At 68.2% G+C, this 15393-nt stretch carries 14 protein-coding genes; 6 read left to right on the top strand and 8 right to left on the bottom strand.

The window, feature by feature from the left end; translation table 11 throughout:
• Window positions 1–119 precede the first annotated feature (119 nt).
• From P3W85_RS04290 to P3W85_RS04270, 5 genes are all read right to left on the bottom strand, one after another.
• Window positions 120–974 (bottom strand): FAS1-like dehydratase domain-containing protein, encoded by an 855-nt coding sequence (locus P3W85_RS04290; RefSeq protein WP_276263852.1) that lies wholly within the window; start codon window positions 972–974, stop codon window positions 120–122.
• Window positions 971–1819, bottom strand: coding sequence for an HpcH/HpaI aldolase/citrate lyase family protein (locus P3W85_RS04285; RefSeq protein ID WP_276263851.1), 849 nt, complete (start codon window positions 1817–1819; stop codon window positions 971–973). Before P3W85_RS04285 ends, P3W85_RS04290 begins: the two co-directional genes overlap by 4 nt.
• A 36-nt stretch (window positions 1820–1855) precedes the next feature.
• On the bottom strand, window positions 1856–3238 hold the full coding sequence (locus P3W85_RS04280) for an MmgE/PrpD family protein (protein WP_017224638.1): 1383 nt from the start codon (window positions 3236–3238) through the stop codon (window positions 1856–1858).
• A gap of 126 nt (window positions 3239–3364) precedes the next feature.
• A complete protein-coding gene (locus P3W85_RS04275; RefSeq protein WP_276263850.1) occupies window positions 3365–4564 on the bottom strand; it encodes a CaiB/BaiF CoA transferase family protein in 1200 nt (399 codons plus the stop codon).
• A gap of 11 nt (window positions 4565–4575) precedes the next feature.
• Window positions 4576–5745 (bottom strand): acyl-CoA dehydrogenase family protein, encoded by a 1170-nt coding sequence (locus tag P3W85_RS04270; protein ID WP_017224636.1) that lies wholly within the window; start codon window positions 5743–5745, stop codon window positions 4576–4578.
• 387 nt (window positions 5746–6132) lie between these two features.
• Between P3W85_RS04270 and P3W85_RS04265 the strand changes: the two genes are divergently transcribed.
• From P3W85_RS04265 to P3W85_RS04255, 3 genes are all read left to right on the top strand, one after another.
• A complete protein-coding gene (locus P3W85_RS04265; protein ID WP_276263855.1) occupies window positions 6133–7104 on the top strand; it encodes a tripartite tricarboxylate transporter substrate-binding protein in 972 nt (323 codons plus the stop codon).
• A 505-nt stretch (window positions 7105–7609) separates the two neighbouring features.
• Window positions 7610–9106 (top strand): TldD/PmbA family protein, encoded by a 1497-nt coding sequence (locus P3W85_RS04260; RefSeq protein ID WP_430869491.1) that lies wholly within the window; start codon window positions 7610–7612, stop codon window positions 9104–9106.
• On the top strand, window positions 9106–10434 hold the full coding sequence (locus P3W85_RS04255; RefSeq protein WP_276263853.1) for a TldD/PmbA family protein: 1329 nt from the start codon (window positions 9106–9108) through the stop codon (window positions 10432–10434). The genes P3W85_RS04260 and P3W85_RS04255 overlap by 1 nt, the downstream gene beginning before the upstream one ends.
• Before the next feature lie 151 nt (window positions 10435–10585).
• Here P3W85_RS04255 and P3W85_RS04250 read toward each other — a convergent pair whose 3' ends face one another.
• From P3W85_RS04250 to P3W85_RS04240, 3 genes are all read right to left on the bottom strand, one after another.
• The gene (locus tag P3W85_RS04250; protein ID WP_017227406.1) at window positions 10586–10906 is read right to left on the bottom strand and encodes a type II toxin-antitoxin system RelE/ParE family toxin; all 321 of its coding nucleotides are present in this window, start codon (window positions 10904–10906) and stop codon (window positions 10586–10588) included.
• The gene (locus P3W85_RS04245) at window positions 10903–11181 is read right to left on the bottom strand and encodes a type II toxin-antitoxin system Phd/YefM family antitoxin (protein WP_017227405.1); all 279 of its coding nucleotides are present in this window, start codon (window positions 11179–11181) and stop codon (window positions 10903–10905) included. Before P3W85_RS04245 ends, P3W85_RS04250 begins: the two co-directional genes overlap by 4 nt.
• Before the next feature lie 102 nt (window positions 11182–11283).
• Entirely contained in the window at window positions 11284–12186 is a 903-nt protein-coding gene (locus tag P3W85_RS04240; RefSeq protein ID WP_017227404.1) for a LysR family transcriptional regulator, read from the bottom strand.
• Window positions 12187–12405: 219 nt separating this feature from the next.
• Here P3W85_RS04240 and P3W85_RS04235 point away from each other — a divergent pair, with 219 nt between their 5' ends.
• From P3W85_RS04235 to P3W85_RS04225, 3 genes are all read left to right on the top strand, one after another.
• A complete protein-coding gene (locus P3W85_RS04235) occupies window positions 12406–13359 on the top strand; it encodes a Bug family tripartite tricarboxylate transporter substrate binding protein (protein WP_430869492.1) in 954 nt (317 codons plus the stop codon).
• A 166-nt stretch (window positions 13360–13525) separates the two neighbouring features.
• Window positions 13526–14440, top strand: coding sequence for an SDR family NAD(P)-dependent oxidoreductase (locus P3W85_RS04230; protein ID WP_035812352.1), 915 nt, complete (start codon window positions 13526–13528; stop codon window positions 14438–14440).
• Window positions 14441–14444: 4 nt separating this feature from the next.
• A complete protein-coding gene (locus tag P3W85_RS04225) occupies window positions 14445–15308 on the top strand; it encodes a MaoC/PaaZ C-terminal domain-containing protein (protein ID WP_017227399.1) in 864 nt (287 codons plus the stop codon).
• Window positions 15309–15393: the final 85 nt, after the last annotated feature.

The raw sequence follows: 15393 nt of genomic DNA, 5'->3' as shown, positions 1-15393 counted from the left end.
GTCCGGATTGCGTGCATCGGAAGTCTCCTCTTGTTGTGATCGTGGTTGCGCTTGCCTTCAATCCCGATGCGATGTTGTCGTTGTCTTGATGCCTCTCGCCCGCGCGCGGCAGGCGCCGTTCAGTTATCCACCACCGCCCAGGCCTCCATCGACTGGCCGCCGGCATCGTCGCCGGTCCACAGGATGACTTTGCCTGGCGTGCTGGCGTCGAGCGTACCGCCCACCGTCAAGGTGTCGTGGTCGAAGAGCGGCGCGAGGCCGCGGAAGCCGAAGCGGCGTACCGTGGCGCCGGGCTTTTCACGCGCCAGGAGATCGAGCGTCAGTACGGCCTGCAGCGGGCCATGCACCACCAGGCCAGGGTAGCCTTCAACGTCGCGCACGTAGTCTTGATCGTAGTGGATGCGGTGGCCGTTGAAGGTGAGCGCGGAGAAGCGGAACAGCATCACCGGGCCGGCGCGCAGCTGGCGCTGGAATTGCGCCCGATGGGCCTGGCGGGGACGCGGCGGCAGCGGCTGGCCGGGTTCCGGCATGGCGCGGTAGACCAGGTCGTGGCGCTCGCTCAGCGCCACTTCGTCTCCGACCGTCAGCACGTGCTCCACGGTGACGAACCACAGCTCGCCGCTGCGTCCGCTCTTGTGCTCGACATTGCGCACGGTGGACGTGCGCGTGACGGTATCGCCCACCCGCAGCGGCTTGCGGAAATCCAGTTCGCCGCCGGCCCACATGCGGCGCGGCAGCGGCACCGGCGGCATAAAGCCGCCCAGGGCCGGATGGCCGTCATCGCCGAGTTCGCGCTGCGGCGCGCGCGGCAGGAAATAGAGCCAGTGCCACAGCGGCGGCAGCGGGCCGCGCAACAGTGCTTCTCCATCCAGGTCGAGGGTGGCGGCGAGCCCGATCACGGGTTCCGGGGAAAGGGTTTCGGTGCGGCTTTCGCTGCGGCCGATCCAGGTGCGCAGGGTTTCGAGCTGGGTCATGGCTGGCTGGCTGCGGGATGGTTTGCCAGCGCAAGCATGCGCCGGGCCTGTTCAATGACGGGACGGTCGACCATCTTTCCATCGACCTGCACCGCGTGGCTGCCGCCGGCGGTGGCGGCCAGCACGCGCTGCGCCCAGTCCAGTTGTTCGGCGGTGGGCAGGAAGCCGGCGCGTACCGCGGCGAGCTGGGCTGGGTGGATGCACAGCTTGGCGGCGAAGCCGAGCGCACGCGCGTGCGCCACGTCGCCGGCCAGCACGGCCTCGTCCTTGAGTGCGGTGGTGACGCCATCCACCGGTGGCGGCAGCCCGGCCACGCGCGACGCCAGCACGATGCGCGAGCGCGCCGTCAGCAGCGCTTCGCGGGTATGGGCGCAGCCCAGGTCCACGGCAAAATCCAGCGAGCCGAAGGCCAGCCGCGACACGCCCGGGGCAGACGCGACCGCGTCGATGCCGTGCAGGCCCCGCGCGCTTTCGACGATGGCCACGATGCGGCCCTGCGGATTGACCTGGGCCAGCGCCTGTGCGATCTCGCCGAGCGCGGCGGGGTCTTCGGCCTTGGGCACCAGCAGGCCGGCCAGCGGCGCGTCGGGCGGCAGCGCGCGCAGCCAGTCCATGTCCGCGGCAAAAGCCGGCGAGCTGGTGTCGTTGATGCGCACATGGGCCTGCGCTTGCGCGCCGCGTTCCAGCAGCCACGCGGCGATGGCCGTGCGCGCGGCCGGCTTGCGGTCAGGGTGCACGGCGTCCTCCAGGTCGAGGATCAGCGCGTCGGGCGCGGCGGCGGCGGCCTTGTCGAAGCGTTCGGGCCGGTCGCCCGGCACGAACAGGTAGGTGATGGCGGTGGACATGGAGCGGATCCCGTTATGGTTGGCCGTCATTGGCCCTCATTGGCCGACCGGCAGCCAGTCGTTGACGTCCGTCTGCTTTTCCAGGGCCCATACGCGGGCGATGATGGCGCGCATCTCCGCCTCGCCGGCGCCGCGGCGGAAGGCCCCCAGCTGCAGCGCCTTGGCTTCGAGTTCGGGGCGCGACAGCGTATTGCCGGGATCGCCCTTGGGCACGTCCACGCGGCCCGCAAGGGTGCGGCCGTCCGTGGTCGTTACGGTGACGCGGCCGATCCACTGGCGCGGATAGGCGGCATTGATCTCGTCGTCCAGCACCATCTCCACCTTGTCGCGGAAGGCAGCCACCTTGGCGTCCTGCAGTGCATGGTCCTCGAACTCGCCCAGGCCGGCGTGCGCATGCACCGCCACCAGGCCCAGCACGGTCCCCATCGAGAACTTGGCCTGGTGGATGGTCTTGGGATCGGTCACCGGGCCGAGCACGTCGATGGCGCCCTGGTGCACGTGCGCGGTCACGCTGGCGATCTGCCCGGCGCGGATTGTCTCGCGCAGCATCAGGTCCTTGAGCGCGTCCGCCGCCGGGTGCGTGTGACGGCAGGAGGCGAAGAACTTGAACGAAGTCTCGGCGGTGGCCCAGCGCTCGCCCAGGCGGTCGGTCAGGGCGGCCGGGTTGGCGTCGCTCGACATGCCCGCGGCCATGCCCTGCGGGCCTTCCAGGATGCGCTTTGCACCGGTGAAGCCGGCGCGCGCGATCCATGCGGACATCAGTCCGTCGGCGGCCGCCTTGGCGGTGTGCAGCTGCTTGGAGTCAGCCGCGTCGCGCAGGAATTCCCACAGGCCGGCGGCCTGGGTGCCGGCCGAGCCGAGCGCCTGGTTGATGCCCTCGCCGTCCATGCCATAAAGCTTGGCGACAGCCGCTGCTGCCGCCAGCGTGCCGACGGTGCCGGTGGTGTGGAATACGCGGTAGTGCGAGCGGCCCATGAATTCGCCGATGCGGATGCCGGCCTCGTAGCCGGCGATGGACGCCAGCAGTACGTCGGCGCCGCTCTTGCCCTCGGCCTGTGCGGCGGCGATGACGGCAGGAAACACCACGGCGGCCGGGTGCAGCACCGAGCCGTTATGCACGTCGTCCTGCTCGACCACGTGCGAGGACGCGCCGTTGATCAGCGCGGCAAAGTACGGCGAAGTGCGGCGGCGATCCACCAGCACCTCGGCGGGACCCTGCTGCGGGCCCATCGCGGCGGCGAACGCCTGCAGCTTGCGAACGGCCGGTGCGTCCTTGCCGGCGATGGCCGAAGCGATCCAGTCGAGGAACAGGTCCTTGGTGCGTTCCACCACCTCGGCGGGCACGTCGGCCAGCTTGAAGCGGGCCAGGAAGTCGCACAGCTGGCGGGTGGGGTAGGTGTGGTCAGTGGCTTGGCTCATGCCGGCTCCGGACGGTGTTCGGGGTTGTCTTGTGATCTTGCTGTTCCTGCCCTCCTCCGCTGCGCGGGAGAGGGGAGCCGGGCCCGCGCGAGCATGCACGCGGGCGCCATGGCTGGGTCCTGCGGCTCAAATCGTCTTGCTGCCTGCCATTCTGGCGATTTCCTCTGCGCCGTATCCCAGCTCCGCCAGGATGGCCGCGCTGTGCGCGCCCAGCGCCGGCACGTCGCCCATCACCGGTTCCACGCCCGACAGGTTGGCCGGCGGCAGCAGCGCGCCAATGGGGCCGCCAGGGCTGGCCACTTCGCGCCAGCGCCCGCGTGCCGCGAGTTGCGGGTGGTTCCACACGGCCTCGATATCGTTCATCGGCGCGTTGGCGATCTGCGCTTCGTCCAGCAGCGCTTCCACCTGCGCCACTGTCATCGGCGCGAAGCGGGCTTCGATCAGCGCGGTCAGCTCGGCACGATTTTTCACGCGGCCCGAGTTGGAGGAAAAGCGCGCGTCCTGCAGCAGCGCAGGCTGCCCCAGCACCTTCTGGCAGAAAGCCTGCCACTCGCGCTCGTTCTGCAGGCCGAAGATCACGCTGCCGCCGTCGCCGGTGCGATGCACGCCATAGGGCGCGATGGCCGGATGCGAAGCGCCAAAGCGCGCCGGCGCCGTGCCGCCGTAGTGGCCGAAGTACAGCGCGTAGTTCATCCACTCGGTGAGCGCCTCGAGCATGGTCACTTCCACGCGCAGGCCCTGGCCGGTGCGCCCGCGCTGCAGCAGCGCGGAGAGAATGCCGCTGTAGGCGTACATGCCGGCCGCGATGTCGGCGATGGAGATGCCGGCGCGCGACGGCTCGTCCGCGCTGCCCGTGATGCCGGTCAGGCCGGCGGCGGCCTGGATCAGCAGGTCATAGGCCTTCTTGTCGCGATAGGGGCCGGCGTCGCCGTAGCCGGAGATGTCGCACACGATGAGCTTGCCGTAGCGCGGGTGCAGGCTGGCGAAATCCAGCCCCATGCGCGCGGCGGCGCCGGGCGCCAGGTTCTGCACCAGCACGTCCGCATCGGCCAGCAGGCGGTGCAGCACGGCCTGCGCCTCGTCCTGCTTGAGATCGAGCGTCAGGCTCTCCTTGCCGCGGTTGAGCCAGACGAAGTGCGAGGCCTGGCCGTTGACGGTCTCATCGTAGCCGCGCGCGAAGTCGCCGGCGCCGGGGCGTTCCACCTTGACCACGCGCGCGCCGAGATCGGCCAGCTGGCGGGTGGCAAAGGGGGCGGCCACGGCATGTTCGAGGGAAACGACGCGAATGCCGTCGAGCGGGCGGATGCCCTGGTGCGAAGGAAGCATGTGCGCGGGCCTCAGAACGAACGCGGCAGCTCGAGCACGTGCTCGGCCACATACGACAGGATCAGGTTGGTGGAGATCGGCGCCACCTGGTACAGCCGCGTCTCGCGGAACTTGCGCTCGATATCGTATTCGGCGGCAAAGCCGAAGCCGCCGTGGGTCTGCAGGCAGACGTTGGCGGCTTCCCACGAAGCGTCGGCCGCCAGCAGCTTGGACATATTGGCTTCCTTGCCGCAGGGCTTGCCGGCATCGAACAGGGCCGCGGCCTTGTAGCGCATCAGGCTGGCCGCTTCCACGTTCACGTAGGCGCGCGCGATGGGGAACTGGATGCCCTGGTTCTGGCCGATCGGACGGTCGAACACGATGCGCTCGCGGGCGTAGGTGCTGGCGCGCTCGATGAACCAGTAGCCGTCGCCGATGCATTCGGCGGCAATCAGGATGCGCTCGGCGTTGAGGCCGTCGAGGATGTACTTGAGCCCCTTGCCTTCCTCGCCGATCAGGTTCTCGGCGGGAATCTCCAGGTTGTCGAAGAACAGCTCGTTGGTCTCGTGGTTGACCATATTGCGGATGGGGCGCACGGTCAGGCCCTTGCCGATGGCTTCGCGCAGGTCGACCACGAACACCGACAACCCTTCGGACTTGCGCTTGACCTGGTCCAGCGGCGTGGTGCGCGCCAGCAGCAGCATCAGGTCCGAGTGCTGCACGCGCGAGATCCACACCTTCTGGCCGTTGATGACGTAGCGGTCGCCCTTCTTCACGGCAGTGGTCTTGAGTTTGGTGGTGTCGGTGCCGGTAGTGGGCTCGGTCACGGCCATCGACTGCATGCGCAGCTCGCCCGAGGCGATGCCAGGCAGCCAGCGCTGCTTCTGCTCGGTCGAGCCGTGGCGCAGCAGGCAGCCCATCACATACATCTGGCCGTGGCAGGCGCCGGAGTTGCCGCCGTTGCGGTTGATCTCCTCCATGATGACCGAGGCCGCGGTCAGCGGCAGGCCCGAGCCGCCGTACTCCTCGGGGATCAGCGCGGACAGCCAGCCGGCCTTGGTCAGCGCCGTCACGAATTCCTCCGGGAAGGCGTTCTGCTCTTCCACGCGCTGCCAGTAGGCGGAATCGAAGCCGGCGCACAGTGCACGCACGGCTTCGCGGATATCGGGATACGGCTGGTCGTGCGATTGTTCTGCGAACATGAAAGGGGCCCCGTGGTAGACGATATGGATGTGATGGACGTGATGGGAATTAGCTGACGGCCATTATTCCCGAGGGCCTGCCGCACGGTAATTCGGATTTGCGAAAGAGCGGCTTAGCGCCCCCGGAAGCGCATGGGAGCGCCCCGGCGGCCGCGCCGCCCTGGCAGCCTTTTGGGCCGCCTTGCCCTCCCTTTGGGAAATCCGTATTGCATGCAGGCCACTTTGTCGCCACGCTTGCCCGAAAGACAACGCCGCGGGCCGTTCCCGGCCGGCGAGCTCATATTGGAGACGACAACCATGACAGGCACGAAGGCGCAGCGGCAAGGACGGCGGGCTGGCAGCGGGAACGCGGCGGGCACAGAAGGAAAGCCCGCGCCATGGCGCGGGATGGCGCTGGCCGCGCTGGGTGTGGCAGCCGCCCTCGCGCTTGCCCTGCCCGCGCGTGCCGCCGACCCTTACCCGGCCAGGCCGATCGCCATGGTGGTGCCATTCGCCGCGGGCGGCCCCACCGATGTGGTGGCACGCACCCTGGCCGCGGCCATGTCCAAAACCCTGGGCCAGAGCGTGGTGGTGGAAAACCGCCTCGGCGCGGGCGGCACGGTATCCGCCGCGTACGTGGCCAAGGCCGCGCCGGACGGCTACACCATCCTGATCCACCACAACGGCATGGCCACCGCGCCGGCGCTGTACAGCAAGCTGCCCTACAAGCCGCTGACGGACTTCACCTTCGTCGGCCAGGTGGCGGACGTGCCCATGACCCTGCTCGGCCGCCACGACCTGCCGGCCAGGACGCTGCCGGAGCTGATTGCCTACATCCGCCAGAACCAGGGCAAGGTCAATCTGGCCAATGCAGGGCTGGGCGCGGTCTCCCAGCTGTGCGGCATGCTGTTCCAGAAGGCCATCGGGGTGGACCTCACCGCCATCCCGTACCAGGGCACCGCCCCCGCGCTGACAGCGCTGATGGGCGGCCAGGTCGACATCCTGTGCGACCAGACCACCCAGACGCTGCCGCATATCAAGGCCGACAGGGTCAGGCTCTACGGCGTGACGACCACCGCGCGCATCAAGGCGTTGCCGGATACGCCCACGCTGGCGGAAAGCGGGCTCAAGGGCTTCGAGGTCAAGGTCTGGCACGGCATCTACGCACCGCGCGGCACGCCGCCGGCGATCATCGACCGCCTCAGCCTGGCCCTGCGCACCGCGCTGAAGGACCCGGCGGTGGCGGCCCGGCTGGCCGATCTGGGCGCGCAGATCGTGCCGGAAGACAAGCAGACGCCGGAAGGGCTGCGCACCTGGCTGCAGGCGGAGATCGAGAAATGGTCGCCGATCATCAAGGCGGCGGGGATCAAGGCGGATTGAGGATGGGGCGAGCTGCGGACCGCGGACACCCCGCTTACCAGTTCAGCATCGTGACGTTCCGCGGCGCCACGCGCGGATCGATGGCGGCATAGGGGCCGCAGGCGCCGCTGCCCCGGATATGCACGGAGACATCGGTGGCGCTTACCCGCGCGGCATTGATTGCGCAGATGGCTGCGGGTGCCGGTGACCAGCGGTGTGGAGCCGGTCACGGTGAGGCTCGTGCTGTCCACTCCGCGGTCATTGGCGAGCACCGCGGCAACGCCCTCGCCATGCGCGGCGAGGGCGCTGCCCGCGATCTTCATCCGGGCGCCTTCCAGCGCCTCCCAATGAGGCTGGGGAAATCTCCCAAGGCAGCTCGATATCCGTAATGCTGGCTGTCAGCCTCGAACATGTACCAAAAAGCGAACCGGCGGGAGGGGCCGGCATGCACCCATGTGTTCCATGTGGCGGCGGCGCCGGCCGAGCAGTAAGATGCAGTTCTCGTCGTTTTCCGGTTTTGCCGACGATGCCGGCTCGCCGCGGTTGCGGGCAGGATCGGTCTGTCCAGCCATTGCCCAAGGAGCACCTCGTGTTCGAACGCGTCAGGCAGGATTTTGCCGCGCTTACCACCCGCGCCGAGTTCCACTCGCTGCGCCTTGTCCGGCAGACCGGCGAGCATTGCATGATGCGGCGCAGCGTCGCCGAGCCGCCGTCCCTCACGCAGGACATGGGCGCCATGCTCAGCGTGCGCCTGGCCGGCGTGGAGGCCTATGCCGCCACCAGCGATCTCGGCGTGGCCGGGCTGCAGCGCGCCCTCGACAGCGCCGAAGCGCTGGCACGGCGGATCGCCGCGCACGGCCTGGTCGACATGCGCGGGCTGGCGCCGCCGCAAGGCCATGCCCGCTACGAATCACCGGGCCTGAACGGCCCGTTCCCGGGATTCGCCGAGCGCTTCGCGCTGCTGGCGGAGGTCTGCGCCAGCGTGCCGGCCGATTCCCGCCTGGCGAACTGGACCGCCTACCTGGATCACCAGCGCCACGAGCAGCTTTATCTCAACAGTGCCGGTGCGGAGCAATGGCAGGCGCTGCGCTTCGTCTACCCCGGCATCAGCGTGACCGCCTTCGACGGCAGCGACAGCCAGACCCGCAGTTTCGGCGGCTTCGGCAGCGGCCAGCAGGGCGGCGCTGAAGTCATCGGGCGCCTGGGCTTCGCCGGCGCCGCGGCGCGGGTAGCGGACGAGGCCTTGCAGTTGCTGCTGGCGCCCAATGCCCCAAGCGGCCCGACCGACCTGCTGCTGATGCCCGACCAGATGATGCTGCAGATCCACGAATCCATCGGCCACCCGCTGGAGCTGGATCGCATCCTCGGGGACGAGCGCAACTATGCGGGCACCAGCTTTATCGGCCTGGAGGACTTCGGCCGCTACCAGTACGGCTCGGACCTGCTCAATATCAGCTTCGACCCGGGCATTCCCGAGGAACTGGGCAGCTATGGCTGCGACGACGAGGGGCAGCCGGCGCGCAAGGAATTCCTGATCCGCGACGGTCTGCTGCTGCGCCCGCTCGGCGCGGCGCTGTCGCAGTGGCGCAGCGGATTGCCGGGCGTGGCCAACAGCCGCGCCAGCAGCTGGAACCGTGCGCCCATCGATCGCATGGCCAACCTCAATCTGGAACCGGGCGAGCGCACCATGGCGCAACTGATCGGCGGCATCGAGCGCGGCATCCTGATGTCGACCAACCGCTCGTGGTCGATCGACGATGCGCGCAACAAGTTCCAGTTCGGCTGCGAATGGGGCCGCCTGATCGAGAACGGCGAGCTGAAAGGCGTCGTCAAGAATCCGAACTATCGCGGCGTGTCCGCGAACTTCTGGCGCAGCTTGGCCGCCGTTGGCGATGCCAGTACCTTCGAGGTGCACGGCACGCCTTACTGCGGCAAGGGCGAGCCCAACCAGATAGTGCGCGTCGGCCATGCGTCGCCGGCCTGCGTGTTCCGGCAAGTGGAAGTGTTTGGAGGGGCCGCGTGATGGCGGATGCGGAATCGTTGTTCGCCGCGCTTGCCGCGGATGTGCGCGCCTCGCTGCGCGAGGGCGAAGACTTCACCCTGTGGTACAGCGCCGAGGCGTCGGAATTCATTCGCTACAACCGCGCTCGGGTGCGACAGGCGGGACAGGTGCGGCAAGCCTTTGGCCGCCTCACGCTGATTCGCGACGGCCGCCATGCGCGGATCGGCATCGCGCTGTGCGGCGAGCCGGCAAGCGACCGCCTGCGCCTGGCGGACGGCCTGCGGCAGTTGCGCGAGGCGATCGGGCAGTTGCAGCCCGACCCTTACCTGACGCTCGAGCGCGAACCCTGGCAGCGCAGGTTCGCCGACGGGACCGCGCCGCCGGACGGCACCGAAGTCCTGGCGCAGATAGAGGAGGCCGCGCGCGGCCACGATCTGGTCGGCATCTACGCCGCCGGCCCGCTGTACCGGGGCTTCGCCAACAGCTTCGGCGCCTTCGGCTGGCATGCCGCGCAGGCTTTCCATTTCGACTGGAGCCTGTTCCACGCCAATGGCCAGGCCGTGAAGGCCGACTACGCGGGCTCGCAGTGGGACCCAGCCGGGTTCGCCAGCCGCTTCGAGGCGGCACGCCGCCAACTGGAGCACCTGGGCAAGCCGCCGCGCATCCTGCCGCCCGGCGACTACCGCGCCTACCTGGCCCCGGCCGCGCTCGACGACGTGCTGGGCATGCTGGGCTGGGGCGGCTTTTCCGCGCGCGCGCTGGCGCACAAGGAGAGCCCGCTGCAGCGCCTGTACGACGGTGGCGCGCGCCTCAGCCCCCTGCTGGACCTGGATGAGCGGGCGAGCGGCGCGCTGGCCCCGGCCTTCGGCCCCGAAGGCATCCCGCGCAGCGATGCGGCACTGGTGCGCGCGGGCCGCGCCGCGGGCCGGCTGGTCTACCCGCGCAGTGCGCGCGAGTACGGCCTGGCCGCCAATTGCGCCGACGCCGGCGAAGGCCCGCAGGCCCTCGCCATGGGCGCCGGCACGCTGGCGCAGGACGATGTGCTGGCCGCGCTCGGCACGGGGCTCTACATCGGCAACCTCTGGTACCTGAACTGGTCCGACGCCCCGGCTGGCCGCATGACCGGCATGACCCGCTTCGCCACCTTCTGGGTGGAGGACGGCCGCATCCAGGCGCCGGTCGGCACCATGCGCTTCGACGACAGCATCTACAGCTTTCTGGGCGACCACCTGGAAGCGCTGACCAGCGAGCGGCAGTTGCGGGTGTCGAGCAGCACTTATGGCGAGCGGCAGACCGATTCCAGCTTGTTACCGGGGGCGCTGACAGGCAGGCTCATGCTGACGCTTTGAGCGCGGCCGTGCCCTTATGCGGCTGGAAGACGCTTTACTGTGATCGTCCGGCGCTTGGCATTGTCGGGCTACGAGGCAGTGAAGCCTGCCATGCAGGCTGGCCCCCCCCCGGCGCTGTCCAATCCGCATACGCGCATGTGGAAGGGCTGACTCACCATGGCCGGGTAAGTCGCTGACTCAGAATCTCTTCGAAGTCCTGGACTTGCCCACAGATGATGTGGATGTAGACGGTGTCCGCGGCGACCCTGTAAATGATTCGCTGCTGATGTGTCAGGTGTTGCCTGAAGTCAGCCGTGAAGCCTGCCAGCTCGTCGGGGCGTGCACCGGACGACGGGAACTCGGCGATGTAAGCAACCTTGTCTTGAATCTGCTTCTTGATGGCCTGCCAGGTTCCGTCCGCTTTGTATCTGACCAGATAGCGTCTAAGGTCGATCAAATCCTGCCTGGCGGAATCGAGAAAGACCACCTTCATGCGCCGTCTTCCTGGTCCAGCCGATCCAGTTCGGCAAAGACGTCTGCAGCCGTTGTCACCTTGCCCTCCGCGATCTCCTTCTCGCCAAGCGCCAGGATTTTCAATAGCGCGGTGGTTTGCCGCTGCGCTTCGTAGCTGGCGATGTCCTGCACGACGAGTTTAGCCTCGCCATTCTGGGTAATGATCAAGGGCTCGCGCGTTTCGCCGAGCTCAGTGACGATACGGGCCGCATCGCTTTTCAGAAAGCTGATTGGCTTGATGTTCGAGAGTTTCACGGTGGGTCCAAGTGGAAGTTACCGGATGACCGAATATAGTCTGAATTCGGTCTGGCGTCCACCTTGCGGAGTGTTGCCGCCCATGCGAGCTTGCGCTTTCCCTCAAACCGGCTCGCGCGCCGCTTCCGTCAAATACTGGATCAAGGTCTCGGCGAACTGCGGCAGCTCCCGCCCCGGCCGCCGCACCAGGCGCAGGTCGCGCTTGGCCCATTCGTCTTCCAGCGGGATGAAGCGCAGCACCTTGCGGCTGGCATAGCGGCGCGCGCAGCTGTTGGGCACGATGGCGATGCCGGCGCCGGCTTCCACCATGCGGCACACCGCGTCGAAGCTGCCGAGCTGGATGCGCAGGCTGATGCGCTTGCCCATGCCGCTGGCGATGCGGTCCAGGAAAGACTGGATGGCGCTGAACTGGTTGAGGCCGACAAAGCGGCAGGTATCCAGCAGGTCGGCGAAATGCAGGCGCGTGAACTGCGGCAGCGGGTGGTTGACCGGCGCGATCACGATCAATTCGTCGCTGCACAGCTGCATGACCTCCAGATCGTTGGTCGCCACTTCTCCGGCGACGATGCCGAGGTCGGCCGCGCCGGCGCCGATGGCCGAGACGATGGCCTGCGAGAGCTGCTCTTCCAGTTCGATATCGACATCCGGGTTCTCGGCCAGGAAGCGCGACAGCGCGGTGGCGAGGAAGGAGTTGGTGGCGGTGGTGTTGGCCAGCAGCCGCACCCGGCCCTTGACGCCCTTGGCGTAGGGCCGCAGGTCCGAATGCAGGCATTCCAGCTCGCGGAACACTTCCCGCGCATGGCGCAGCAGCGCGTCGCCGGCCGGCGTCAGGCGCACGCCCTTGACCTGGCGGATCAGCAACTGGGTCTGGAAGGCCTCTTCCAGCTGTTTGATGCGGGTGCTGGCGGCGGGCAGGGAGAGAAAGCTGCGCTCGGCGGCGCGGGTGAGGTTTTCGGTTTCGCCGACGTTGAGGAAGAGGCGCAGGTCGGTCAGGTCGTAATGCATGTGTTTCGCTGGGCCAAAGGCCTCTTTTGTGAATCGTGAATAGCAATGTCCCCGCCGTCAATTTATCGTATTCGGCGTGGCAATAGAACCAAAAAGGCCGGATCGCCCGTAATGCGCGGGCGAATACCGGATAGGTGCGGTGGGCGGCGCGGAATTCCCGGACCGCCGCCAGGCCAACCAGGAGGACGACCAATGACAGTTCGGCGCTACAGCGCACGCATGCTGGCGGCCGTGGCCGCCGTGCTGGGCATGACGACCCTGAGCCTCGGCGCCGCCGCCTACCCCGACAAGCCCGTGCGCCTCATCGTGCCCGCGGCGGCCGGCGGTACCACCGACATTGCCTCGCGCCTGGTCGGCAAGCGCCTGGGCGAGCTGCTGGGCCAGCCCGTGGTGGTGGAGAACCGGGCCGGCGCCGCCGGCATCGTCGGCGTGCAGGCGCTGCGCCAGGCCGCGCCCGACGGCTATACGCTGATGATGGGCAATATCGGCCCCAATGCCATCAATTACGCCCTGTACAAGCAGCTTCCCTACCGTCCCGAGGACTTCGCGCCGGTCACCATGGTGGTCTCGGTGCCCAATGTGCTGGTGGTGAACGCCAAGGTGCCCGCCCGCAATGTGGCCGAGCTGGTGGCGCTGGCCAGGTCCCAGCCCGGCAAGCTGTCGTTTGCTTCTTCCGGCACCGGGCAATCGGTGCACCTGTCCGGCGAGCTGTTCAGGAAGCGCACCGGCATCGACATCATCCATGTGCCCTACAAGGGCGCCGCGCCGGCCGTGGCCGACCTGGTCGCCGGCCAGGTGACCATGATGGTGGACAACCTGCCCAGCTCGCTGGCGCATATCCAGTCCGGCAAGCTGCGTGCGCTGGCCGTGACCAGCGCCGCGCGCGTGGCCGAATTGCCGGACGTGCCCACCATGAAGGAAGCCGGCCTCGACGATTTCCAGGTGACCGCGTGGTTCGGCCTGGTGGCGCCGGCCGGCACGCCGCCCGCCATCGTCGCGCGCCTGCAGAAGACCGTGGCCGGCATCCTGGCGGAGCCGGAGGTGAAGACCCGCCTGGCGGAACTCGGCGGCGTGCCGGGCGGCGACACGCCGGCGCATTTCGGCAAGTTCATCGACGCCGAGCGCGCGCGCTGGGCCAGGGTGGTCAAGGACACCGGCATTCCATTGCAGTGAAGTTCGCGCCGGCGGCACCATCGCCGGCCGGCAGCTCGCGCGCTGGCGCAAGGTCGTCAAGGCATCGGGTGCGCGGGTGGAGCGGGCAAGCCCGCACGCATTCTGGATTTGAGCATCCGGCCTGCTTGCCAGGCCGACCAACAAACGTGTAGACAGGAGCAAGAGCATGAGTGGAATGATGGCAGGCAAGGTCGCGCTGGTAACGGGCGCGGGTGGCGGCATCGGCCGTGGCGTAGCGCTGGAACTGGCCAAGGCGGGCGCGAAGGTTGTCGTCAACGACATCGGCGTGTCGCTCACCGGCGAGGGCGGCGATGCCGGTCCCGCACAGCGCGTGGTCGACGAGATCGTCGCTGCCGGCGGCATCGCGGTAGCCAATACCGACAGCGTATCGAGCTGGCAGGGCGCCAACGCCATCGTGCAATGCGCGCTCGATCACTTCGGCCGTATCGATGCCGTGGTCAACAACGCCGGCAACCTGCGCGACCGCATGTTCTTCAAGATGAACGAGGAAGAATGGCGCGCGGTGATCGACGTCCATCTCAATGGCACCTTCTTCGTCAGCCGCGCGGCGGCCAACCACTTCAAGGACCAGGAGAGCGGCGCCTACGTGCACATGACTTCCACCTCCGGCCTGATCGGCAACCTCGGGCAGGCCAATTACTCGGCCGCCAAGCTCGGCATCGCCGCGCTGTCGAAGTCGATCGCGCTCGACATGGCCCGCTTCAATGTGCGCTCGAACTGTATCGCGCCGTTTGCCTGGAGCCGCATGACCAGCTCGATTCCCTCCGAGACGCCGGAAGAAAAGGCACGCGTGGCCAAGCTGCAAAAGATGGAAGCCAACAAGGTGGCACCGATGGCGGCCTTCCTCGCCAGCGACGCGGCGCATGAAGTCAACGCGCAGATCTTTGCCGTGCGCGCCAACGAGATCATGCTGATGAGCCAGCCGCGCCCGGTACGCTCGGTGCACATGAGCGAAGGCTGGACGCCGGAATCCATCGCCGAGATCGCCATCCCTGCCATGCGCAACAGCTTCTTCAAGCTCGAGCGCTCGCCCGACGTGATCAACTGGGACCCGATCTGACGCCATGCCGCTCGACTACAACCGCATCAGGCACTGGGAATTCCCGGAGGTCAGGCAGACCTACGGCGAGAAGGATTCCATTCTCTACGCGCTCGGCCTCGGCCTGGGCGAGCAACCCACCGATCCGCGCCAGCTGCGCTACGTCTACGAGGCGCAGCTCAAGGCGTTCCCGACGCAGGCCGTCGTGCTGGCTTACCCGGGCTTCTGGATGCAGGACCCGGACAGCGGCATCGACTGGGTGCGCATCGTGCATGGCGAGCAGCGCCTGCGCCTGCACCGTCCGCTGCCTGCGGCCGGCACCGTGCGCGCCCGTGCCAGGGTGACCCATGTGATCGACAAGGGAGCGGACAAGGGCGCGCTGGTGATCGTGGAGCGCACACTGGTGGACGACGCCACCGGCGCCGAGCTGGCCACCGTGAACCACACCACCTTTTGCCGTGCCGATGGCGGCTTCGGCCAGGGCGACATCGCACCCGAGGCGCTGCCGGCAGCGCCGGCGCGCGCACCGGATGCGCTGCGCAGCCTGGCGATCCTGCCGCAGGCCGCGTTGCTGTACCGCCTCAATGCCGATCCCAATCCGCTGCACGCCGATCCCGAAGTGGCGCGCGCGGCCGGCTTCGACAAGCCCATCCTGCATGGGCTGTGCACCTACGGCGTGGCGGCGCGCGCGCTGGTCGACACCTATGCCGATGGCGACGGCGACCGCTTGCTCGAACTCGACGTGCGCTTCTCCCGGCCGGTATTCCCCGGCGAAACCCTCGAGGTGCGCATGTGGCGCGAAGGCGGTGGCCGCGTGCTGTTCGACGCCCGCGTGCCTGCGCGCGATGTCACCGTGCTCAGCAACGGCGTAGCGGAGTTCCATACATGACAACAACGATGAAGAGCGCGCTCGACGGCGTCCGCGTGCTGGACCTGTCGCGCATCCTGGCCGGCCCGTGGTGCGCGCAGAACCT

Source organism: Cupriavidus basilensis, assembly GCF_029335485.1.
Classification (GTDB): domain Bacteria; phylum Pseudomonadota; class Gammaproteobacteria; order Burkholderiales; family Burkholderiaceae; genus Cupriavidus; species Cupriavidus basilensis_E.
This window is presented reverse-complemented; position numbering and strand designations above follow the sequence as displayed.